Source organism: Halodesulfovibrio marinisediminis DSM 17456, from assembly GCF_900129975.1.
GTDB lineage: Bacteria > Desulfobacterota > Desulfovibrionia > Desulfovibrionales > Desulfovibrionaceae > Halodesulfovibrio > Halodesulfovibrio marinisediminis.
In genome coordinates, this window is the sequence record NZ_FSRG01000003.1 from 366,500 (window position 1) to 388,319 (window position 21,820).

At 50.4% G+C, this 21,820-nt stretch carries 28 protein-coding genes; 24 read left to right on the top strand and 4 right to left on the bottom strand.

Features of this window, described 5'->3' with window-relative positions:
* Positions 1–194: 194 nt before the first annotated feature.
* On the top strand, positions 195–401 hold the full coding sequence (locus tag BUR09_RS01820) for a hypothetical protein (protein ID WP_074215250.1): 207 nt from the start codon (positions 195–197) through the stop codon (positions 399–401).
* Between the two features lie 554 nt (positions 402–955).
* Here BUR09_RS01820 and BUR09_RS01830 read toward each other — a convergent pair.
* From BUR09_RS01830 to BUR09_RS01845, 4 genes are all read right to left on the bottom strand, one after another.
* Complete coding sequence (locus tag BUR09_RS01830; RefSeq protein WP_074215252.1) at positions 956–2,071, bottom strand: hypothetical protein; 1,116 nt, start codon at positions 2,069–2,071, stop codon at positions 956–958.
* Positions 2,072–2,085: 14 nt separating this feature from the next.
* Positions 2,086–2,334, bottom strand: coding sequence for an ogr/Delta-like zinc finger family protein (locus tag BUR09_RS01835; RefSeq protein WP_074215253.1), 249 nt, complete (start codon positions 2,332–2,334; stop codon positions 2,086–2,088).
* Positions 2,335–2,363: 29 nt separating this feature from the next.
* Positions 2,364–3,362, bottom strand: coding sequence for a phage portal protein (locus BUR09_RS01840; RefSeq protein WP_074215254.1), 999 nt, complete (start codon positions 3,360–3,362; stop codon positions 2,364–2,366).
* A 339-nt stretch (positions 3,363–3,701) separates the two neighbouring features.
* The gene (locus BUR09_RS01845; protein ID WP_074215255.1) at positions 3,702–5,462 is read right to left on the bottom strand and encodes a terminase large subunit domain-containing protein; all 1,761 of its coding nucleotides are present in this window, start codon (positions 5,460–5,462) and stop codon (positions 3,702–3,704) included.
* Positions 5,463–5,572: 110 nt separating this feature from the next.
* Here BUR09_RS01845 and BUR09_RS01850 point away from each other — a divergent pair, with 110 nt between their 5' ends.
* The 23 genes from BUR09_RS01850 (at position 5,573) to BUR09_RS01955 (ending at position 21,615) form a co-directional block, all read left to right on the top strand.
* The gene (locus BUR09_RS01850; protein WP_175565968.1) at positions 5,573–6,427 is read left to right on the top strand and encodes a GPO family capsid scaffolding protein; all 855 of its coding nucleotides are present in this window, start codon (positions 5,573–5,575) and stop codon (positions 6,425–6,427) included.
* Positions 6,428–6,436: 9 nt separating this feature from the next.
* Positions 6,437–7,465: a phage major capsid protein, P2 family gene (locus BUR09_RS01855; RefSeq protein WP_074215257.1), complete on the top strand. Its 1,029-nt coding sequence runs from the start codon at positions 6,437–6,439 to the stop codon at positions 7,463–7,465.
* A gap of 85 nt (positions 7,466–7,550) precedes the next feature.
* The gene (gpM, locus tag BUR09_RS01860) at positions 7,551–8,249 is read left to right on the top strand and encodes a phage terminase small subunit (RefSeq protein ID WP_074215258.1); all 699 of its coding nucleotides are present in this window, start codon (positions 7,551–7,553) and stop codon (positions 8,247–8,249) included.
* A 105-nt stretch (positions 8,250–8,354) separates the two neighbouring features.
* Positions 8,355–8,831 carry a head completion/stabilization protein gene (locus tag BUR09_RS01865; protein ID WP_074215259.1) on the top strand — a complete coding sequence of 159 codons (477 nt, stop codon included), beginning with the start codon at positions 8,355–8,357 and terminating at the stop codon, positions 8,829–8,831.
* Complete coding sequence (locus BUR09_RS01870) at positions 8,831–9,292, top strand: phage tail protein (RefSeq protein WP_074215260.1); 462 nt, start codon at positions 8,831–8,833, stop codon at positions 9,290–9,292. Before BUR09_RS01865 ends, BUR09_RS01870 begins: the two co-directional genes overlap by 1 nt.
* Positions 9,279–9,986, top strand: a complete 708-nt coding sequence (locus BUR09_RS01875; RefSeq protein ID WP_074215261.1) for a phage virion morphogenesis protein — start codon at positions 9,279–9,281, stop codon at positions 9,984–9,986. The genes BUR09_RS01870 and BUR09_RS01875 overlap by 14 nt, the downstream gene beginning before the upstream one ends.
* A gap of 9 nt (positions 9,987–9,995) precedes the next feature.
* On the top strand, positions 9,996–11,108 hold the full coding sequence (locus BUR09_RS01880; protein WP_074215262.1) for a DUF2586 domain-containing protein: 1,113 nt from the start codon (positions 9,996–9,998) through the stop codon (positions 11,106–11,108).
* Positions 11,109–11,421: 313 nt separating this feature from the next.
* A complete protein-coding gene (locus BUR09_RS01885) occupies positions 11,422–11,874 on the top strand; it encodes a phage protein (protein WP_074215263.1) in 453 nt (150 codons plus the stop codon).
* Positions 11,875–12,081, top strand: a complete 207-nt coding sequence (locus BUR09_RS01890; RefSeq protein WP_074215264.1) for a TraR/DksA C4-type zinc finger protein — start codon at positions 11,875–11,877, stop codon at positions 12,079–12,081.
* Positions 12,074–12,478, top strand: a complete 405-nt coding sequence (locus BUR09_RS01895; RefSeq protein WP_074215265.1) for a structural protein — start codon at positions 12,074–12,076, stop codon at positions 12,476–12,478. The genes BUR09_RS01890 and BUR09_RS01895 overlap by 8 nt, the downstream gene beginning before the upstream one ends.
* A gap of 1 nt (position 12,479) precedes the next feature.
* Positions 12,480–12,893 (top strand): holin family protein, encoded by a 414-nt coding sequence (locus tag BUR09_RS01900; RefSeq protein WP_074215266.1) that lies wholly within the window; start codon positions 12,480–12,482, stop codon positions 12,891–12,893.
* A complete protein-coding gene (locus BUR09_RS01905; protein ID WP_074215267.1) occupies positions 12,894–13,130 on the top strand; it encodes a hypothetical protein in 237 nt (78 codons plus the stop codon).
* Positions 13,131–13,142: 12 nt separating this feature from the next.
* Positions 13,143–13,403 carry a putative phage tail assembly chaperone gene (locus BUR09_RS01910; RefSeq protein ID WP_074215268.1) on the top strand — a complete coding sequence of 87 codons (261 nt, stop codon included), beginning with the start codon at positions 13,143–13,145 and terminating at the stop codon, positions 13,401–13,403.
* A 41-nt stretch (positions 13,404–13,444) separates the two neighbouring features.
* Complete coding sequence (locus BUR09_RS17170; protein WP_407645265.1) at positions 13,445–13,588, top strand: DUF6890 family protein; 144 nt, start codon at positions 13,445–13,447, stop codon at positions 13,586–13,588.
* Between the two features lie 9 nt (positions 13,589–13,597).
* Positions 13,598–15,430, top strand: coding sequence for a phage tail tape measure protein (locus BUR09_RS01915; RefSeq protein ID WP_074215269.1), 1,833 nt, complete (start codon positions 13,598–13,600; stop codon positions 15,428–15,430).
* Positions 15,430–15,756, top strand: coding sequence for a DUF2590 family protein (locus BUR09_RS01920; RefSeq protein WP_074215270.1), 327 nt, complete (start codon positions 15,430–15,432; stop codon positions 15,754–15,756). Before BUR09_RS01915 ends, BUR09_RS01920 begins: the two co-directional genes overlap by 1 nt.
* Positions 15,756–16,934: a baseplate J/gp47 family protein gene (locus BUR09_RS01925; RefSeq protein WP_322788038.1), complete on the top strand. Its 1,179-nt coding sequence runs from the start codon at positions 15,756–15,758 to the stop codon at positions 16,932–16,934. Before BUR09_RS01920 ends, BUR09_RS01925 begins: the two co-directional genes overlap by 1 nt.
* A complete protein-coding gene (locus BUR09_RS01930; RefSeq protein ID WP_245796689.1) occupies positions 16,934–17,449 on the top strand; it encodes a phage tail protein in 516 nt (171 codons plus the stop codon). The genes BUR09_RS01925 and BUR09_RS01930 overlap by 1 nt, the downstream gene beginning before the upstream one ends.
* A complete protein-coding gene (locus BUR09_RS01935) occupies positions 17,446–19,200 on the top strand; it encodes a phage tail-collar fiber domain-containing protein (protein ID WP_074215272.1) in 1,755 nt (584 codons plus the stop codon). Before BUR09_RS01930 ends, BUR09_RS01935 begins: the two co-directional genes overlap by 4 nt.
* Before the next feature lie 4 nt (positions 19,201–19,204).
* Positions 19,205–19,510: a hypothetical protein gene (locus BUR09_RS01940; RefSeq protein WP_074215273.1), complete on the top strand. Its 306-nt coding sequence runs from the start codon at positions 19,205–19,207 to the stop codon at positions 19,508–19,510.
* Positions 19,497–20,393, top strand: coding sequence for a hypothetical protein (locus tag BUR09_RS01945; RefSeq protein ID WP_074215274.1), 897 nt, complete (start codon positions 19,497–19,499; stop codon positions 20,391–20,393). Before BUR09_RS01940 ends, BUR09_RS01945 begins: the two co-directional genes overlap by 14 nt.
* Positions 20,390–20,941, top strand: coding sequence for a baseplate complex protein (locus tag BUR09_RS01950; protein ID WP_074215275.1), 552 nt, complete (start codon positions 20,390–20,392; stop codon positions 20,939–20,941). Before BUR09_RS01945 ends, BUR09_RS01950 begins: the two co-directional genes overlap by 4 nt.
* Positions 20,938–21,615: a hypothetical protein gene (locus BUR09_RS01955; protein ID WP_074215276.1), complete on the top strand. Its 678-nt coding sequence runs from the start codon at positions 20,938–20,940 to the stop codon at positions 21,613–21,615. Before BUR09_RS01950 ends, BUR09_RS01955 begins: the two co-directional genes overlap by 4 nt.
* The last annotated feature ends 205 nt before the right edge of the window (positions 21,616–21,820 follow it).

A 21,820-nucleotide genomic window follows, 5' to 3' on the forward strand; every position in this document is an offset into this window, starting at 1 on the left:
AATACAGAGCAGCAAAATTACATTTACCAAGCTAATTTTTGGTCGGGAGTACGAGGGCTATACAATACCCGCAAGGGGAAATCCCTCTGGTCGTATCTAGTTGGGCGACTGTTGAAGCTCCCGATCTTTTTTTATTTGCGTGAACTCAACATAGCGCGAATAAATTCAACAAATAACCAACTAGGAGCTGCCTCATGGCACAGAACGACACTTCCCTTACTGTAGATCCGATTACTCAGTTGTACGATGTAGCAAGCACCTTACGTATGTTGCACGAAAAGCTCGGCGAAGATTACCCAGAGCTTAAGCACACATGGTACTCGCTAGAACGCTCCCTCAACGACTGCCTCTGCGTGCTAGATTCTGACGCAGTAGATGCAGCTCTGAAAAAGCCCGAGTAAAACAAAAGTAGAAGAGATAAAGAAAAAGCCCCGCTAACCAGCGGGGCTTTTTTATATTATTTGAATTAAGCTTTGGACTATTGCGGTGAGTGCTAATATCGCAGGGAAGCTGATGTCCATGAATGTTCTAAGGTAAGTTATGCTTTTTGTTGAATAACTAGTGAATATTGCTTTGATTAATTTGATGGGTAATACGACGAGACAGAGGAAGAGTAGTTTAATAGGATTATTTCCAAAGTCATGCTTGTAATGTATGCGCATTTCTGAGGATGCAGTGACAAGAAACATTATCGCCATATAAACAAGAATCCAGAACAGTAGTGAATCTAATGTTGCTTGATTGTTGGGTAGTTCTATGTATGGCAGATCCTTAATTTGAATATTCCAACAATATCGTGAGATAATAATTGTTGAAATGACTAGTAAGTTTCTTCTGTGCTTAAAGAGCTGTTCTGAGTAATTTGGATAAGTTTCGTTTTCAAAGTCAAAGAGTGAGCGTAGTTTCTGCATTCTTATTCTTTCTTTTCTCCACGATCTGTGGAGGAATCAGGTTCTCATTTTTTTTTGCCATTGTTAACAACGTTGCAGACCTGCCCAAGAAAATCCAAAGGGTGTGGTGTTGGGTTAAGTTTTGAAGCTAATGGGCTGAATATATGTTTAGTAAAGTTGTCTAGTCTAGTGTCGTCAGCATCGGCAAAAGCGGTATATGTTGGGGCAAACTTACAAAGTGCCTCTCGTATTTCGAGTTGAAGTAGCTCGTCGCGAGCAGCGTAGAAGTTGTTCAATGAAATTCTAAAAAAATAGATAATTAATGCTTCAATTGCTATGAAGTATAGTGTGTTACTACTAAAGAGTGCGTTGAATGTTTCTTCGGCTCCCTTTGCCGCTTCAAGGGTGGAAATTAACCCAGTGGCAGGGTGAAGAATGATGGCAGCAATAGCAATAAGCACGGCAAGCCATCCAAATTTTTTTGTGGCTTTAAGCCATTTGTCCATTTCTATTTTTTTCTTTTCGGAAAAGTTTGCAAAAGATGAAGAAAGCTTATCTAGTGCGGCATTTGAGATGTTGTTGTATTTAGCAATAATTTTTTCAGCTGTATTTTTTTCGTCTTCTAGTTGTTTTGCTAACGTGTCTTTTGTTGATGTAATTTCAGTTGTGACCGTTTCAAGTTTGTTAGCTAGTTCCTCTGCTGTTGCTGTAGCTAATTTGTTTAATGATTTGTCAAGTTCTTCAGTGTGTTGTGAAAAGAGCAGGCTGTTGTCGTAGAGTTGTTTATATTTAAAATCGGTTACTTTTTTTGTTGTTAGCAGGTGTTCTGTTAGACGGTTTGTAGCAGGTAAATTATCCTCTAAGTAGTTAATGAAATACAAAATTTTCATACTTTCATTTGAAACTATAAAAACGTAAATAGCTATTCGAGAGAGGTTAATTGCAAGGTTGTTTAAATTAGCGCTTGTAATATCCTGTTGTAGAGTAAAAATTGGAGTAAGTTCATTTTTAAAATCGTTTAAAAAATATTGTAAAATTTCACTTCTAGCTCCTTGAGCACCATTCATGGTGTCCCAAAAACGTCTTAACAGGTTTACATGTTCATTTTGATCGTTTTGATAATTAAGCTTAAGGAATTCCTCTAAGCACTGAAAGAATTCAGTTTTTATATCTTGAGTCACTAGTTAGTCCCCCCTTATGCAAATAAATTCTGTTGCTGCGCTGGCGGCACAGTCTTAACTTTCTCACGTAATTCTTCCGGTAACTTCAGCGCTGAAGGGCTTAAGGTGTGGGAGAATTCCAAGTTCATTACCCATGTGTGACCGCAGGTTGGGTCTTTGCAGCCGCAGTAGAGCAGTTTGAGCTTGTCGGAAATAATTTTACTGGATTCTATGCGTGCTTCATGCCCGCATACACAGCAGCGCTGAACAACAGATCTACTCATAATGTGTCTTCCTTATTGAATAATCATCATTATAAAGTGGGCGCATCTACAGTGTCAAAGCTTACTTGCGCAAGTTTTGGTAAATACTGATTTATCTCCAGAAGGTCTTCCCTGATTGGGGCAATCTCGTTGCGCTGGTAGACTGCGTCTATCTTTTCTATGTCGCCAAAGCTGCCTGTTTGGTTTTCTGGAATAATGGCAGCCAAAGCAGGGGGCATGCGGTGCGCGGCTATTATGTCGTCGCGGGAGATGTTTTTAATTTTTTCCAGATCGTCCTTGGTGCTGAAGTCGCCCACGGGCTTGATCTGGATGGCGTCTTTGTCTGCTCCGCCAATGTGAAGGAACATGTTTTTAAAGTTGCCAATACCTTTTGACTGCTCAATTGCCTTTTTAATACGTGCGCGTGTCTCTTCCTCCAGCCCTGCAGCGGTCGAGTAAAAAATGTACCCCACATGCGCGCCGTTCTTGTAATATCTACGGCGGAACAGCGTAGCATCCTCATTCAGCAGCATAGACTGAATCGCGCCCAAGTATCCCGGTTGACCATAGATCTTCTGGCTCACATCATAGTTCAAAATATGCACCACCTCGTCCGCTTTGAACTCCACAAGCTCGCCAGTGGTGGTAAGCATTCCAAACCGTCCCGCCTCCTTAAGCCGCCGCATGTTCACAGCCTGCAAGTGCCTTACGCCGATAATCTCACCATAAAAGTTACGCACCAGCTGAAAGTAGCAGTTAGCAAACACGTTGTAGTCCATAACTGCGCATTTCATCTCCCTTCTAGTCAGCAAGCTATTCCCGTTAAAGCCGCGCATGACCATGTTCGTCTTAAACTCCAGAATAGGTCCGTGGTACGCATTCGCCCTCAAGAGTTTCGCCAGACCCAGTAGTGACACCGGCGTGCTGTAGTAGCGTCCGTTGTCCATCAGCCAGATGCCCAAGCTGTCCATCATAGAATGCCCGTCCAGAACTGGTTCCGGATCACCGAAGCTGAACGCTTCCACGTCTACTTTCGTCTCTTCTTTCATACGATTCCTTTTATGTCTCCGACGGCGCTTGCCAGCGGGGCTTCAAGAACCTTTTGCAAAAGGTTCTTAAAAATCTCCAAAAACTTTTAGGGGCGAAGGGCGCCCGTTGTTTATGTTGTTGGTAGCCGCGAGGGGACTACCTTTCGGTAATGTTCTGGTAGTAATCTTCAAGCTCTCCAGCGTGTTTTATGACGGGCTTACCTCGCCTAATAAAAGTTTTAGGAAGGGGGTCTGGGGGAGAACCCTTTTCCAAAGCGGTAGCCGTTCTCAAGGAACGAGAGATTACGGATAGCGACAGTGCAACAGGGTTTCCCCCAGCCGCCGGAGGCAAACAAAAAACTATGCACTCATGGCGAAATCACTGCCACCGCTCGGCAGCTGTGCAAGCGGCTCATTATGCAACGCATGCATTATCGCCCATGCCACGTCTGCGTGTCCGGTGTCGGTTGTTCTGTTTGCGGCGTAGGTTATGTGCCCGTTTGGTGTTGCGGTTTGCTTTACTGTTAGGAAGGCTCCGGCGATGTCGGTGAGGGACGCGTCCCAGTGGATGCGGTTTGTGTTGATTACGTCTTGGGTCTTTAGGACTAGGTGCGTCTTTGTTTGTAGTCCGTAATGGATTGGCGTTACTTGCGGGTAGAAGGCCTGCACCATTTCGAGGACACCGAGACCGGGTCCGGTTGTGTCCATGCCTATGTAGGTGAAGTTGTAACGCTGGGTGAGTTGTTTGATCTGCTCGGCTTGCCAGCGCAGGGACTGTCCTATCCACTTGTAGCGGGCGAGAACGCGGAAAGTGCCTTGCGGCTCCAGTGGCGGCGCTATGATGACGAAGGATGCATCGTCGCGACTGCGGGACGGGTCGTACCCTCCCCAGACGGGGATGTTGCCGAACGGGCGGTTGGCGTTGGGCGCGTAGTCTTGCCAGTCGCTGCTGTCTGCGTAGCATTGTTCCAGTGCGGAGAGTTTGAATACACCGAGGCTGCCGTCTATGAACTGGCAGGCAAAGAGGTTGGCGAAATCTTCGGGGCTGTATTCCAGCTTGAGCTGTTTGATGTCGAACAGGTCGCAGCCGCCGGACATTGCGTCTTGAATGGTGATGATCTTGCGCCAGATTTTGTCTACGCATTCTACACCTTGTTGCAGCTCCTCGAAGGATGGGAACTGCACGCGCTTTGTTTTGAAACGCTTGTTGTACAGCTCGCCGGACCAGAGGGGGTATGCCTCGTGACTGACGCATGACGGGGTGGAGAATATGGTGCGCCGCCACTTTTTGTGCGTTGCCATGCCGGTGGCGACTTTGTACAGCTCGCTGAACTTGTTAATCCAGAAGCATTCGTCAATGTATACGTGCCCGTGGTAGGACTGCGCGCTTTTTGAGTTGTTGGAAAGGAAGTAGAGCGTGGCTGTGCCGTGGGCTGTGTGCAGCTCCAGCTTGTCTTTGCCTGTTAGCTCTATGTCGAACTTTTGCTTGGCAATGGCGATTATGTAACAGCGGAAAACGTCTGCCTGCGCGCGGGTGGCGGAAAGAAAAATCTGGTTGTCACCTGTCAGGCATGCGTCTTCAAACGCTTCCTGCGCAAAGTACCATGTGGCGCCTATCTGACGGGATTTCAGGATAAAGCGGTTGCGGTAACGCTTTGCTGCGCGCAGCTCGTGCTGATAGACGAAATAGTCGCCGTGGAGCTTTTCTGCAAAGTCTTCCGCGGTTAGGTGCGATACGTCGTTTTTAATCTTCTTTTTGGGCTTGTTGTTGCCTTTTGTGCTTTTGGTGCGCGGGGCTGCTTCCTGCGGATCTGCTTCTTCCTGTACTTTGCGTTTGCGCTCATCCAGCTTTTGCAGACGCTCCAGAATGGTGACGAGCGTGTTAAGCTCTGCAAGGTCGGTCTTTGTTTTTTCTTCCTTGCCGGTGAGCAGCACAAGGCGGCGTTTGGTAGCGCTTATGGTGCTCTCGTGCTGTAGCAGGTTGTCCCAACCGTCTTTATCACGCCAATGGTAGAGCGTGCGTTTAGACAAGTTGAGTATTTTGTGTATTTCTGCAATGGTGTGTTTACGCAAAAATAAGTCACGCGCTGCTATTTTTACTTCTTCTGGATACTGCGGCATACTGCTACAGTACATATCCTTTCTTTATATCTCCCCTTTGTACAGTCCTATACTAGTCTTATAGGATTCTATTACGTTGTAACATGCATGCATGTGTGTATTGTTTACGCATGTTATACACAGAATTTATCAAAGTTGCACAGTCCGGTGCCACAATTGATGGCCGCGAAATTGCGCCGCAGGATTTGCGCGATATTGCGGAATCCTACAGCCCAAGCACGTACGAAGCCGTAATCTGGCCGGAGCACGAGCGCTTTTTCGGCAACCACGGAACCGTAGCCGCAGTGGAAGCACGCGAAAACGGCGAACTGGTTGAGCTGTACGCCAAGTTTAAACCGGGCTGGCGTTTTCTGGAAAAGAACAAGGAAGGGCAGAAGCTCTATTCCTCCATAGAAATCTGGGACAACTTTGGTAACTCCGGTAAGGCGTACCTTGCAGGTATTGCCATTACCGATACTCCTGCCTCGCTCGGGACTGAGCAGATTCGCCTGTTCACCGCACAGCGTACCAAGCACAGCCAGCAGACCGGAGAGTTTTACTCCGGCGTTGAGCTGCCATCCTTTTTTGCTGCCGCAGCGCAGCCGGACGAACAAAAGCCAGAAGCCTATTCTTTATTCCAGCGTCTAGGAGCTGCGCTGTTCGGCAGCAATCACAACGAACCAGAAACAGAAGAGGAAAGCATGACCGAAGAACAGTTTAATCAGCTGCTCAGTGCGTTAACCGATACCAAGGCAGCAGTTGATGGCTTGGCAGGCAACTTTAACAGCCAGCAGGCACAGCCGGAACCGGAACCAGCCAAGGCAGAGCCGGAGAACAATTTTTCTGCGCAGCTGGAGCCGCTTGTGGGAAGCATGAACAAGCTTGCCGAGCAGTTCGGGGCAATGGCGCAACGCATGGAAGGCGCAGCCTACAGCACAAGTGTTCCGGAAAATGCAAACCCAGCAAGCGGCAACGCATTAATCTAGGGGGCGCGCTTGAACACCTTAACAAGACAAGCCTTCAACGCCCTGTGCAAAGCCTACTGCGAAGGCTACGGCGTACCTTCCGTACAGGAGCAGTTCTCCCTTTCCCCGTCTGTTCAGCAAAAGTTGCAGGATAAAATTGTAGAGCAGTCTACCTTCCTGCCAAAGATCAACGTTATCCCTGTGCTCGAGCTGCAGGGGCAGAATATTTTAGGCTGCGTTACCGGCCCAGTGTCCGGCAGAACCGACACAAGCGTTGACGGTAAAGAACGCATGCCGCGTGATGTGCTTGGTCTGGAACCATACGAGTACCAGCTGCACCAAGTGAACAGCGATGTGTACATGACCTACCGCACAATGGACGTATGGGCGAAGTTTCCGGACTTCCACGATCGCTACACCCGCAACGTACAGGCGCAGATCGCCAACGACCGCGAAATTGTAGGCTGGTACGGCACGCACGCCGCAAAAGATACCAATCTTACCAAATACCCGCTCATGCAGGATGTGCTTCCGGGTTGGCTCCAGTACATGCGTGACCGCAAGCCGGAGAACATCATAAAACAAGGCGCAACCGTTAACGAGCTTCGAATCGGTGAAGGCGGCGACTACGCCAACCTTGATCTTGCCGTTAACGACATGTTGCAAGGCATCCCAAAATGGAAGCGTAAAGGCTTAGTCGTAATGGTAGGTGACGAGCTCATAGCACGCGAGCGTGCTGCGTTGCTCCTTGCCGTCAAAGGTACTCCAACAGAAAAGAACGCCATGAACACAGCCATGGCGACCATCGGCGGTCTAGCGTGGGAGACTCCATCAAACTTCCCTGGGCGTGGTCTGGTAATCACCAACCACAAGAACCTTTCTATCTACTTCCAAGACGGCAAGTGGCGTCGTCATATCAAAGACAAGCCGGAAAAAGATCGCGTTGAGGACTTCAACAGTCGCAACGAGGGTTACGTCGTCGAGGATGTAGAGCAGTTGGTTGCAGTGGAGTTTGACAACGTCAAACTGCCGAACGCTGCGGGCGACGGCTGGGTTTAGTTTGCCTCCGGCGGCTGGGGGAAACCCTTTTGGAAAAGGGTTCTCCCCCAGACCCCCTTCCTAAAACTTTTATTAGGGGATCGTTATGAGTTTGATGCTTTCACACCAGCAACAAGTACGTGAACAAAAGAAACGTGCAGAAGCGGGGCAGCCGGAGCGGGAGAAGCCGGACATGTTGAAAACCGCGCCGACTGGTTTGGTGGGTACCCAGCAGTTACTAGCCCTGTTGGATAAAGCCTTAGAGCAGGATTTGAAATCGCTGAAGGGCATTAGCTCTCGTGAACGCAAAGCAGATGTAAAGCGGGAGTTGGTAACTAAGTACTCTGCGTATGTTGAGCGCTTAAAGGCTATTGCAGCGCCGCATGATCTGCTTGGCTGGTATCTGGTTTGGCTGTTCGACATTGGCGAGCTGGATACCGCTGTTGAGTATGGTCTGTGGTGTGTGCGCGAAGGCGTGGCTCTGCCGGAACGCTTTAACCGCGATGTAAAAACGTTTGTTGCGGATGCGATTCTGGAATGGGCAGATGCGCAGTTTGATGCAGGGCATAGCGTGCAGCCGTATTTTGCAGTTGTGTTTAACCATGCAGACGGTATGTGTTGCCAGCCGTGGGATTTGCCGGACGAAGTAACAGCGAAGTTTTATCGCCAGCAGGGGCTTGTTCTTGCCCGTGCAGAAAAATTTACAGCAGCAGTGGATGTGCTGGAAGAGGCGTTGAGCCTTGGTGCGAAGGTTAAGACAGCGTTGGCTGACTGTCGCAAACGAGCCACACGGGACGTAAGCTAAATACTCCTTGACCCCCGAGAAGACTGGCTTTTCAAAAACTGGATGCCACTGTGTACGCCGAGTTTTTGAAAAAGCCAGTCTCTCTAAAATGTTAATGGAAACAACATGACAGCATTCTCCGGACACACTTCTACAGCTTCTACCGCCGTTGTGCAGAACGACGGATTCTGGCCGGAAATTTCCGTTGCCGAGTTTCAAGAAATTTACCGACTTCCTCGCGATTATGCAGAGCCGCTGTTGGTGAATCACTTGAAGCTAGGCGTTGTGTGGACGAATCGTCAGTTGGTTGAGTGGAAGCGTGAAGCGATAATGCGTGGACATGGCTCCCTTGCCTCCATGCCGGAGGATGAGCAGGGCGGCGCCTTGGGAGACGAAACAACAGCGTTGCTGCATTACAAGCGGGCTGTTTTTTCTTACGCCAAGGCGCTGCTTTTGCCTCAGTTTGCCACCATCAATCGCAGGGAAGCAGCCAGAAACGAAGCACGGGAAAGCGAAGAAACACGGGACAACTTTCTTGCCTATGCAGAGCAGGCTATTGCCGACTTTTTAGGCAGCGGGCGTGTGGATGTGGAGCTTATCTAGTGCGTAAGCTCACAGCCTTAACTACCTATTTGCTGCAAACAGCAGGCATAACCAAAGAGCAAGTGCTGAGCGTGGCAGACAGGGGCGAAACAATCCCCACAGGGCGCGACTTAGGACACGGCGTGGAACTGGGCGTGTTCAAGTATGACGCGCTTATTCAGGTGGAAGGTTTTAACGGCAACAGTAGCGAATTGCTGTTGTTGGTTATGGGCTGGCTGCACGACAACGACAAAGACCGTGACTATGCCGGACTCGCGGATCCGGAAGTAGACGCAAGCCTGAATGATGACTTTACCGCTGACGTTGATCTGGCAATTGAGTTTGAAGAACCGTTGCAGATAGTGCCGGATGAACAAGGCAGCATTCTGTTTAACGGTAGACGATGGCGCGTGGCAGATGTGCCTATTGATGTAGCGGAAGAGTTGGCAGGTATGGACGGTACAGCCAATGCCGACAGCTAGCCCGCTTGAATTTTCTGTAGATAGAAAGTCCCGCCTCAAGCTTAAAGAGCAGCTGCAAATTCTGGCTATGGAGCCGCGTGAGCAGCGCAAGCTAGTTATGACCATGGCGCGTGCTGTACGTAAGCAGGCAGCCACAAATATTCGGCAGCAGCGCACAGTAGAAGGGCGTGCAATGGCTCCGCGTAAGGAAGCCAGAGTAAAGCGCCGTATGCTGACCAAGCTGGCAAGACCGAACAAACGCCGCGGACTGCAAGTCTACGGCAGAGGCAACGATGCAGCGGAGCTTGCTTACGGAAACAAGCTTACAGGGCAAATTGCCTACAGGCATCAGCACGGCATCCCAGAACCGTGGACCAGTGCAAGAGCAAGTAAGGTCTACGGTACGCCGGACTACAGCGCTCCAGCCACCAGAACGCAAGCCAAAGCGCTAAACGCAGCCGGTTATCGTGTCTCTGTAAAAAGAAAACGGGGTAAAGGCTCCCGCCTAAAACGAGTCTCTATTAAATGGATTTGCGAAAATCTCACCCAAGGGCAGGCAGGGCGCATTCTAAAAGTTTTGAATGGCGGCAAGCAGGGCAAAACCTGTTGGGAAACAAAGCCCGCAGCGCGTCCATTCCTTGGAGCCACGCCGGAACACGCACAGCAAATGTTGCACGACCTAGCCCGCCGAACCATAGAACAACTCAAGAAATAAGAGGTGCAAATGGCAACTCCTATAGTGCAAGTTAACCGCCTTAACCGGAACCAAGGTCCTTTTAAAGAAGTGGAACGCCTTTTCTGCTTCATAGGGCAGGGAGAAACCGGACGCGGCAGCTTGCATATGGTGAATACAGACACCGACCTCGATGCCGTATTGGGCAAAGGTGAAAGTGTGCTGAAAACACAGGTGGAAGCGGCAAAGGTGAACGCCGGACAAAACTGGAATGCCTGTGTGTTTGTGCTCGATGGCGTGCTCACATGGAAAGAAGCAGTAGACTACGTAATGGAGCAGCAAAGCGTAGAAGGCTTTGTGATTGTAGATCCTGTTACAAAATCTACCGACATTGAAGCCATGCAGACCAAGCAGGCAGCGGTAATGGCAGAGTACATGCGTCCAACGCTGTTTCTTGCTGCTTTCCGCAAGCTCGACCCAGCAGCAGACACGTGGGCTATCTACACAGAAGCCGCAATTGCGCTGCTTACAGGCTTACGAGCCGATACAGTCTCCGTTGTTCCATACCTATGGGGGCACGAACTCGGCACCTACGCAGGGCGCTTGGCAAGCCATGCCGTAACCGTGGCGGATTCTCCAATGCGTGTAGCAACAGGTAATCTTCTCGGCGAGTGGTCCAAGAAGCCACAGGACAAGCTTGGCAGACCTGTAGACCGCTCTATCCTCAAAGCCCTTGCAGACGCCCGTTATTCCGTGCCGTGGTGGTATCCAGACTACGAGGGCATGTACTGGACAGACGGGCATCTCCTTGATGTTTCCGGCGGCGATTACCAAGTAATCGAAAACCTGCGTGTGGTGCAAAAAGCCATGCGTCGTGTCTATCCATTAACAGTGTCCCGTATTGCCGATCGTCGATTAAACTCTACCCCTGCCTCCGTTGCCTCCAACGAATCCTATTTTATGCGTCCGCTCTTCGAGATGGCAAAAGCTGTCGAGATTCTCGGCGAGGTGTTCCCCGGAGAGATCGAGCCGCCCAAAGATGGCGACATTGTCATAAGCTGGCCGACCAAAAACAAGGTTGAAGTCTACATGGCAGTACGACCGTACAACAGCCCTAAGAGCATTACCTGCAACCTGTTGTTGGATCTTAAAAATTACGCGTAGGCGTTTGTTTATGCCTCCGGCGGCCAAAGAACCTTGTTGGAACAAGGTTCTCTGGACTCTCCAAAAACTTTTAGGGGCGAAGAACGCCCGTAAATAAAGGCGTTGGTAGCCGCGAGGGGATTACCTTTCTGTCATTGGGCAGGGTAGTTTCCGTAAAGCTGACCAGTGTTTTTTAAGACGGGTTTATCTCGCCTAATAAAAGTCTTTGGAAAGGGGTCTGGGGAAGAACCTTTCTACAGAAAGGTTTTCCCCAGCCGTCGGAGACATCCCGCTGATAAGCGCCGCCGGAGGCAGAAAAAAAGAAGGATCTCAGATGCAAAGACTAAGCGGAAAAAATATTGATGTGACTGTTGGCGATATGCGCGTGCGCGTTGCCAAGGCCACACTGGACATTACGGACAACACGGCTGTTGCTTCTGACGGCGGCGTCCCTAATGGGCATGTGGACGGTGATGTTTCTGCCAGCGGCGAGCTGGAGCTGGACATTGCTAACTTTAAGCTGATTAAGGAGGCGGCAAAGTCTGCTGGCTCGTATCGGGGCTTAAAGCCGTTCGACTTGCTGTTTTACGGCAAGACTGCGGATGGCGAAGAAGACAAGGTTGAGGCGTTTGGATGTAAGCTAAAGCTTAGTTCTATCCTTGATGTGGACTCCAAGGGCGGTGAAAAGCTGCTGCGCAAGGTTAGTTACGACGTAACTTCGCCTAACTTTGTGCGCATTGGCGGTGTTCCGTATCTGCGTAAGGACGAGACTGAGGGGCTGCTGTAGGTGGACCAGTTCGACAGAGCGTCTGAGGTGGAACAGCGGTTTATTCAATCTGCCATTGCTAGGGCGCAGGCTGGGCGTAAGAGCGGGGAAAGCTGCACGCATTGTGAGGAATGCGGGGAGGCTATTCCGGAAGCTAGGCGCAAGGCTATTGCCGGATGCAGGTTGTGCATTGTTTGCCAAACAGAACAGGAGACAGCGAATGGATAGGATGCCACGTGGAATTCGTAACAACAACCCGGGCAATATTCGTCACGGTGAGGATTGGAAAGGCTTGGCGGAAGACCAGCCGGATGATGCATTTTGTACGTTTGTAGATCCGCAGTATGGCATCCGCGCTATGGGCAGAGTGCTGCTTAATTACCAGCGTCGGCACGGCATTAATACGGTTGAAGGCATTGTTAACCGTTGGGCACCTCCGGTGGAGAACGATACGGGCGCGTATGTTGCGCATGTTGCGCAGCGCCTTGGCGTTAACGCTGAGGAGCCGATTGTTGTTACTGAGCATTTGGAAGATTTGGTTACAGCGCTGATTGTGCATGAAAATGGCGTTAATCCATATGATGTTGAAGTGATTATGGAAGGCTGCCAGATGGCGCGGGTGTAGTATGCTTGGGGATTTAATTAACCTTGGCGATACGCTGATTAAGCGCATTTTTCCTGACCCTGAGCAGCAGGCAAAAGCACAGAGCGAACTGCGCCAGATGGAGCAGAATGGCGAACTTGCACAGCTTAACGCGCGGTATTCTGCCATTGTTGCCGAGGCACAGAGCAAGGATAAGTGGACTAGCAGGGCGCGCCCTATGTTTTTGTACGTAATGTACGCGGTCATTTTGCTTGTGATGCTGGGCAGCGTTGTAGGCGTGTGGTGGCCTGTGCAGATGAAGCAGGTAGCAGATAACCTTAAGCTGATGTTCGGCGCTATTCCGGAACCGTTGTGGGTGCTGTTTGGTACTGGCTACCTTGGGTACTCTGCCTCCCGATCTTACGACAAAAAGCAGCAGACAAAAGCAGGGCTGTAGATGGACGCAGCAGAAATTTTTGAGTGGATTGCGCGCTATGTGTGGCCGTTTGTGCTTATGTGGAATGTTTACTTGTTCCAGTATGCACAGACGAGCCGCAACCAGCTGCAGGAGTTTAAGCTGTATGTGGCGCGCAATTACACATCCAAGCAGGATTTAGAAAAAATGCTGGCAGGGTTTGAGGATCGTTTTGAGAAACGGTTTGAACAACTTTTTCAGCTTATTAATGCCAAATAGGTGGAGCAACCCGTGGAAAAAACAATCTCTCTTACAGTTAACGGAATTGACCTTGCGTTTGATGTGACCTTGGAAGCGTTTAATACCTACGCCAACGAGATGCAGCCAACGGACAAGGTTAACCCTTGCCACAACTTTCTTATGCGTACCGTAAAGGCAGAGTACAAGGATGCCTTGCGGGAACTGCTTAATCAGCCTGGTGTTGCCATTGAGTTGGCTGCGGCTGTTGTAAATAACTACAAGCCCAAGGTTACTATTACGCTGGGAAAGTAGAAGCCATTGCAGGCGCAATAGAGCATAGCGCTCTGGAACAGATGCTTGCCCTTACGCACAAGTGGTTTCCCCAGCGGGAGATAACAGAACGCAGTATGGGCGAGGCTATGTTTTTGGAAAAAGACTACTGGCACAAAATGGAAATAGCTGTGTGTAACGGCATTGCAAAGGCATTTGGTGGTTAGCACGTGTGGATGGAAAAGCTGTTTTTTAAGCTTGGGCTTAAAGATGATGTTACCGGTCCTGTAGGAAAAATCCAGAAAGAACTGGATGGGCTTGCAGGGTCCGCACAAAAGTCTTTTACGCAGGTTGGTGTTGGCGTTGCCGGTATGTGGGGCGCAGCGCAGGGGATTGATGCAATGCTTTCTCCAGCGCGGGAAATGAACAAGGCGCTTGCAGAAGTGGGTAGCCTTGATGTGAATGGCGCGGCGCTGGGTAAGTTGAACAGCGCTGCGCTTGAATTTTCCATAGACTACGGCGTGGCTGCCGATGCTGTTGCAGCTTCTGCGTACGATATTCAGTCTTCCATTGCCGGATTAACAGGGGATGAACTGGCAAGCTTTACCAGAGCTTCCAACGTACTCGCCAAGGCAACCAAGGCGGATGCTGCTACTGTTACCGACTATACCGGTACTATGTTCGGTATTTTTAAAGCGCAAGCCACGGAGATGGGTAAGGCAGCGTGGGTAGAGCAGCTTGCAGGTAAAACAGCAACTGCTGTGCAGATGTTTAAGACTACCGGTTCGCAAATGTCTGCTGCGTTTACGTCCATTGGTGCCAACGCTACTGCCGCCGGAATTGATATGGCGGAGCAGATGGCGGTTATGGGTACGCTGCAGGCGACTATGTCCGGCAGTGAGGCTGGTACTAAGTACAAGGCGTTTCTCTCCGGCATTGGTGGCGCGCAGGAGCAGTTAGGGATTAGCCTTACAGACGCCAATGGCAACATGCTTGGCATGATGGATATTCTTACCAAGCTCAAGGGCAAGTTTGGCGACACGCTGGACGTTGCAGAAAGCGATGCGCTTAAAAAGGCGTTTGGCTCGGACGAGGCTGTCTCGCTTATTAAGCTGCTTATGGCGGATACGGAAGGGCTTGGTGAATCCATTGCCAAGCTTGGCAACGTGGACGGTATGAGCAAGGCAGAGCAGATGGCAGCGGGCATGGTAGATCCGTTCGACAGACTTTCTGCTGGTGGGCGTGTTCTTACCACTGTGCTTGGCCAAGCACTTTTGCCAGCAATTAACCCGCTGATTGATGCTTTTGCGGATGGATCTGCAACGTTGCTTGGTTGGTCGCAGGAATTCCCTAACATTACGCGCTGGGTTGGGTACGGTGCATTAGTGCTCTTAGGCTTTACTGGCGTGCTTGGCGCTGCCGCTGCAGCATCTGGTTTTATGCGTATTGCTACGCTGGGGTTGAATACGGTGTTCGGTCCACTGCATAAGGCTGTGGTGTGGGGTAAGGGCGTGTGGACTGCGTATTCCGGTTCCCAGTGGCTTGCTAATGCTGCGTTATGGGGATTTCCTGCCACGTGGATTATTGCCGCAATTGTGGGTGTGGTAGCCGCTGTTGCTGCGCTTATTTACTGGTGGGATGATCTTGCAGCAGCCTTTGCCGACTCCGGCTGGAGCGATGCACTGTATGCCGCCTTTGACTTTATAAAGCTATTTACGCCTATTGGTCTGCTGTTCACCTTCTTCGATGAAGGTTTTGATGGCGTATTCAAGGCTATTCTTGGCTGGTTCGATACGCTTGGCGGTGCCGTGCATTGGGTGCTGGAAAAAATAAACCTGCTCCCTGGTGTTGATATTTCCATGGGCGATGACGCTATCCCTTCAACCTCTCCCTCCTTAGAAGCTCCTCGCATGGCAGCAGTTCCTGCAGGCGGTGTGCAGCAAAAAATTATTAACGCGCAATCCAACAGTCAGAGCCGTACACAGTCTATCGGCAAGGTGGTGATTACCACGGAGGGCAAACAGGATGCGCAGTCCATACGTGAACAACTGCTAATGGCTGGTGCCTGATGCCTAAGTACACCGATCTGCTTGTAACGGATGATGACTTTACCCTTGATGCCGGACGTAACCCTGTGCTGGTGCATGATGTGGACTGCATCGCGCAGGACCTTGTGCATATGATTCGCGAAACAGGTCTGCTTGTGGAACTGGTAGCAAACAAGGATGCACGCAGACGGGCAGCGAACCTTATTAAGCTGGAGATTGCCATTGAGGAAGATGAGCGGATTAAGCCCGGTACTGTATACATAGAAGAACCGGAGCTTGGCGTGTTTTATGTGCTGGCAGAGACCCTTGAGTTTGGTGAGCTTTCCTTGCAGATGGAGGCAAAATAGTGGCTGAGCCTGAAAAGATATTTACTGCCATGCTTCAGGATGCGGGTGTGCCCGTAACGGAAGAGGCAATGCAGCAGCGCTGGAACGAAATTAACAGCGAGCAGGGCGGGCTTATTCAAAACAACAGCAAGTGGAGCCCGTTCTGGAGGCTTATTACTGCCATTGTTACCGAGCCATGCAAGCAACTGGTGAAGCTGCTTATTGAACATGCATTGCCCAATGTATTTTTGCGCTACGCAAGTAGCACATGGCTTGATTTGTACGCATGGGGCGTGGATGTAGAGCGCAAAGCCGGAGTAAAGGCGCAAGGGCAGCTTGTTGTTACCCGCACTGTAAGTACGGGGGAATTGTTTATTCCGGCTGGTACGGTTGTAGAGAGCCCGCCTATTAACGGATATGTGTACCGGCTTGTAAGCAGCGCGGATGTAACCATTGCAGACGGGCAGCTGACAGGCTTGTTACCTGTAACAGCAGAGCAGATTGGCAAGGCGTACAATCTGGGACCTGCGTACTATTCCATTTTGCCGGTAGCCATTACCGGTGTTGCATCCGTTACCAACAATGCAGACTGGCTGCTTGTTGCAGGTGCAGACACGGAAGAGGACGAACCGCTGCGCCTGCGCTGCCGCAATCAGTTTTCTGCTGTTGGTCAGTATCACCACGATGCAGCGTACACAGCGGAGATTTCCAGTTTTGCGGGTATTCGTCCCGACTATCTTTTTTTTGAGCACGATGCCCCGCGTGGCGCTGGTACTGCCAATTGTTATGTGATGATTGAAACAGGCGTACCTACGCAGGAGTTTGTGGACACCATCAACACGCATATTCGCGATACCGGCAACCACGGACACGGGGATGATCTGCGTTGTTTTCCTATACAGACAACCGCTGTGTCGCTGACCGTTACAGTGCATCCTGTGGCGCATCTTTCAGAAGAAAAAAGGAAAGCGCTGCGAGCAGGTGTTGAGAACATGGTGCGTTGTGCCTTCAGGGAAAACACCAACTACACCGTTTCCAAAACATGGGCGCTTGGTCGCTTTTCTTTTTCCCGCCTTTCCGACGAGTTGCATGGTCAGTTTTTAGATCTGCGTTCTGTCGAGTTTTCTCAGGATGACATTGTGAGCGAGCTTACTCTGCCTGTGCTTTCCACCTTTACCGTTGTGTTGGGGGCAGAATAGTGCAGTTACCATTTTGGTTTTCTAAAGAGCAGATCAGCGCGCTGGCGACTGCGGCTTCTCAGTGGTTTGCAAAGCTTCAAGAGTGGGCATTGTGGCCAGCCATGCAGAGTAATCCGGAAACATGTGCGGAAGCTGTGTTGCACCTCATAGCATGGCAGCGGGACATAGACCGCTTTAAGGGTGAGCCGTTGAGCCTGTTCCGTAAACGAGTGAAGTACGCTTACATCAACGCCAAAGACGCAGGGAGCGTAGCCGGTTTTAAGCGCATATTTATGCGGCTTGGCATTGGCTATGTGGAAATTGAGGAACGCATGGACGGTGTGGACTGGGACGTGGTGGATATTCAGCTATCCGACTCCCAGCTTGCGGAGAATCAACAGCTGCTCACAGTGCTTATTCAGCACTACGGGCGCACCTGCAGGAGGTACAGGTGGACTGTAATAACTCCAATGAAACTACAGATAACAGCACACGAGTTTAACAACGACTATCAGGTGGTAACAGCAAAGTTATGAGCACAGTAATTACAAAAGCAGGGGAGCAGCTTATTGCGCAAAAGATAGGCGCAGGGGCTGTCCTTTCTATTGATACCATCATCCTTGCCCATATTCCCGATCTTGATGTGAGCCTGCCGGTTGATCGTGATCAGGGAAAGCCACAACAGGATCATGTGGTGCATGAGTACGCTATTCCCGAAGAGTTTAAGGGGTACGTTAACCCGAATCAGGTTGTGTATTCCATGCTTCTTGGAAGTGAAATTGGAAACTTCCAGTTCAACTGGCTTGGCTTGTATTCCTCTGCAGGTGATGTGCTTGTGGCGGTGACGCATTTGCCCGTTACGGAAAAATGGCAAACGGATAAGGCAAGTAATACGCTTGGGAATAATCTTACCCGTAATTTTTTGCTCCAGTTCTCCGGAGCAAAGACCGTTACCAACATTACTGTTGAGGCTAAAACATGGCAGGTGGATTTTACTGCTCGACTGCGTTCCATTGATGAGCGGGAGCGGTTGAATAATCGCGACCTCTACGGGCGTAGCTGTTTTTTCAACGACGGCTTTTCTGTAGTAAAAGAGAGTGGTAGCTATGTGCTTAAATCTGGTGCTGGCTATGTAGAAGGCATTCGTTGTGTCCTAAATGCAGATAGGCAGCTTACAGTTTCTGCACTGCCTAAAAACGTATTTCTGGATGTAGCCTTACAGCAGCAGGGTAGTAACGTGGTGCCGGTGGTCACCCCACTGCTTGGGAGTAGTCGGGTAGATTATATGGACGGATATAACGCCAGACACTACTGTATTAAGGTGGCAGAAATTAGCGCTGCAGGTGAGGTTAAAGATGTTCGCAGGACTGAGGCTGTTACCAGTGATTTGGTGGAGTATCTAAAACGCAGAACAGACAATCATGCGAACCGCAAAGATGATCCACATAATACGCTGGCAAAAGTAAAGGCGTTGTTAAGCAGTTCTATTACAAATGCCAGCGCAGTTATGATTGCAACTCCACTTGCCGTTAAGACTGTTTATGACCTTCTGCTTACTCATAAAAATGCAAATGACCCGCATGGAGTAGTTGCGAAGGTCAAAGCGTTGCTTACTAGCTCTGTTATAAGCACGAGTACGACCATGTTTGCAACGCCAAAGGCTGTGAAGGTTGCATATGATAAGGGCGTTTCAGCGTATGACCTTGCGAATACAAAAATAAATAAGGTTAATCTGGTAGTTTTTAACAGTTCAGGAATTTACCAAAAGTCGCCAAATCTTATTGCGGCAGAAGTTATCGTCACTGGTGGCGGTGCTTCTGGTGGTAAATTGTATTACAACGGTGCAGGCGGTGGCGGCGGTGCGGGGACTTCAATAAAAATCTATAGTGCTGCCGAAATTCCTTCCTCTGTTTCAGTTGTTATTGGTGCTGGTGGGATAGGTAATGCTGGTAATGGGTATAACGGCGGTGACTCAAAATTCTTGAGTCAAATCGGGGGAGGCGGAAAGCAATCCCATTTGTATCATAGTGGTGGAGCGGGTGGAGTAGCCTCCGGTGGAGACATAAACCTACGTGGTTCTGGTGGAGATGTCGGAGATCATGATGGCGCTGGTGGTGCTGGTGGTGCGTCTTATTGGGGGGGCGGTGGTCTTGGTTCAATGGATGAATCTATAAATTATCTGCATGGATTTAATGGCTCTGGTGGTGGTGGCCGTGATGAAGTGGCAGCTCGGTCTGGTAACGGCGGTAACGGGGTGGTTGTAATTAAAGAATTTTTGAAGGGGTAGCAGTATGCCAACATTTGTAAGTCCTGATGGAAATTTTGAAGCATGGGAAGCTAAGCCAACAGGCTATTTTGAGGTTGAAGAATGGGAACGGGATCATTCGACTCCACAACCCACCCAAGACGAACTCACCCAGCAACGCATCAAAGAAATCCAATCCCTCCTAACCGCTAACGATCTTGCTTCCGTACGTCCATTACGTGCAAAGCTGGCAGGTACAGCTACGGAAGCAGACGATGCCCGCCTTGCGGAGTTGGAAGAACAGGCGCAGAAGCTGCGGGCAGAACTGGTTACGCTGAATGCTCTGGTCTAATCTTTCCTTTGCTCCGGTAGGGGCGAATATCCATCAATCCTTGTCTCCTGTGCTGTCCGGAGCTGCTGGCGAGCTGGCTGGCAGCAAAGGGCGGCTTTCTTCTATTGCCGGAGTTGTTCCGGTGGCGCGTAATCCGCTTTCTACAGGTGCGGCAACGGTTGCGACTTTGCGTAGCGCGTTGATCGATCTTACGGCGCAGTCTGGGCAGTGCGTGTGCGTGCATCCGTATGTGCATACGGTGGGACACAGGCGCGGCGAGTACAGTTATCTCACTCCAAACGATGCCCTTAAGGCGCTCGGCAACAAGCTGATTGATGCGGAAGAAACGCTGCTCAGCGGCAAGCTTGGGGCGGTGTTTGTTCTGCTGTACGGTGCAACGCATGCGGATTTTGTGAAGCAGCTCGGCGCGTTTTTGCAGGTGTTTCCGGTAACGGAGTTGCAGCTGGTTATGCGTAGGGCAAATGCGCTGAATACGCATGAGCAGGATAAATTTACTACCCCTGCAGGACGCATGTGGCCGGAGTTCCGGCAACGGGATCTGCGACAGCACGGAGCGGTTCGTTCTGTAGATTCCTGCCTCGGCCAGCTTGTGGCAGTGGGCGAAGGATACAACGAAGCAACCACGCCGGAGGCACAGCTGGCGGCGCTCATGGATAAAAAAGCAGCGCATATTCAGCAGGCGGAAAACGCATGGCAGCAGCTTGTAGCAACCATGCATGGCGGCGCAGGCAAGGCAATGTATTGTGAGGGCAGCCCCGCGGGCTTGCGTGCGGAGCTGTTTAAAAGCGGCACCCCTTCCAGTGTGTACAAGCTGTGCACCGCCATGTGCTGGTTAGGTGCTCCGCAGCAGCTTACGGTGTTAAAGGAGGTGTTCGGGCTATGACGGAGTATTTGCAGCTCAACGGCTACAACGTACCTGGCTACAATTTGACCGTCTCCGGAGAGTTGGAAATCCGCACGGAAGATCTTTCAGGAGAAACAAGCGGCACGGCGCGCGTGGATAAAGGCGTGAAGCCCAAAAAACTGAACGTGTCGACCAACATTAGATGCGAGGACGCAAAGCAGCTGCGCGAGCTTATCCGCGTCATAGAAGCACGCAGTGAGCACGGCGAGGGCAAGGTGTACAACATCACAAACCGCGAGGCGAACGCAGCCGGCATAAAGCAGGTGCGCGTCTCTGACCGCTTCAGCTGGAAGCCTATAGCGGGGCTGCAAGCGTGGGCTGTGACATTCACTTTACGTGAATATTTGAGCGTTCCGGAGAAGGCGGAAAAGCGAGAGAAGACACCGGAGCCGGTAGCGCAAAAGAGCGAGGGCGCAGCCATTGAGCCTAAGAAAGAAGCAACCCCAGTGCAGACAGCAGAAGCCACTCAGGAGCCGCTCACCCTGCTTGAGAGTATCCTGCATAAAATAGATAAGGTGCTGGCATGAAGCTGCGAAAATCGCTCGTTATCGGCGGGAAGCAATACAACCTTGTGGAAGATGATGTGAGGCTGGAGCTCAACACGTCCGGTCGTGCGTTGTTTCGGGTTCAGTCGCCGCGTGTGCTTTGCGGCATAGTGCAGTTTCGGCTCGGCTATTCCAGTCAGAACAAGGACCAGCTCTTTTTTACCGGCTACATTGAAAGCAGCCATACGGTAGATGCTGCAACACAGAAGATTTTTTGTAGAGAAATGGCGGCGGCATTAAGCTTCAAGCTGCCCATAAGCCTGCGACACCTCACCTTGCGCGATGTTCTGCGCGCCTACACAGACAAAACAGACCTTGCCTTTATCGTTCCGGAGCAGCCCTATGCAGACCGTAGAATTCCGCATTTTCATACGTTGGGCAGCGGCTACCACGGCATGGATCAGCTCGGCGCGGTGTTCGGCATTGAGGACTATTTCTGGCAGCCGCAACCGGATGGCTCTGTCTTTGTTGGTTCGTGGAACCACAGCCGTTGGGCAACGCGACCAGTAGATATAGAGGAAAAGTTTTTTACGGGCGTAACAGGCACAGGAGCAAAGGTGCTTCCGGCAATTCCTGCGCTTCGTGCGGGTGTGCTGCTTAACGGGCAGCGGGTGAATAGCTTGCAGCTATGCGGGCATGAGATGGTGGTGGGGTAAGAGATCGGGAGGAAAGCAGGAATTAATCCCAAGCTCCCTCCCGGTGTATAGTGTGTGCTTTAGTAAGTCACAAGAGAGTTAAGTTGCTAGTGGGGACGTTATTATGGCGTATGTCCCCTCCTTAAACTTGGAGTGCGATGATGAACATATCTAGATAAAAATAGTCAATTGTTTTTTAAAAAACTAATGACGTATTACAATGATT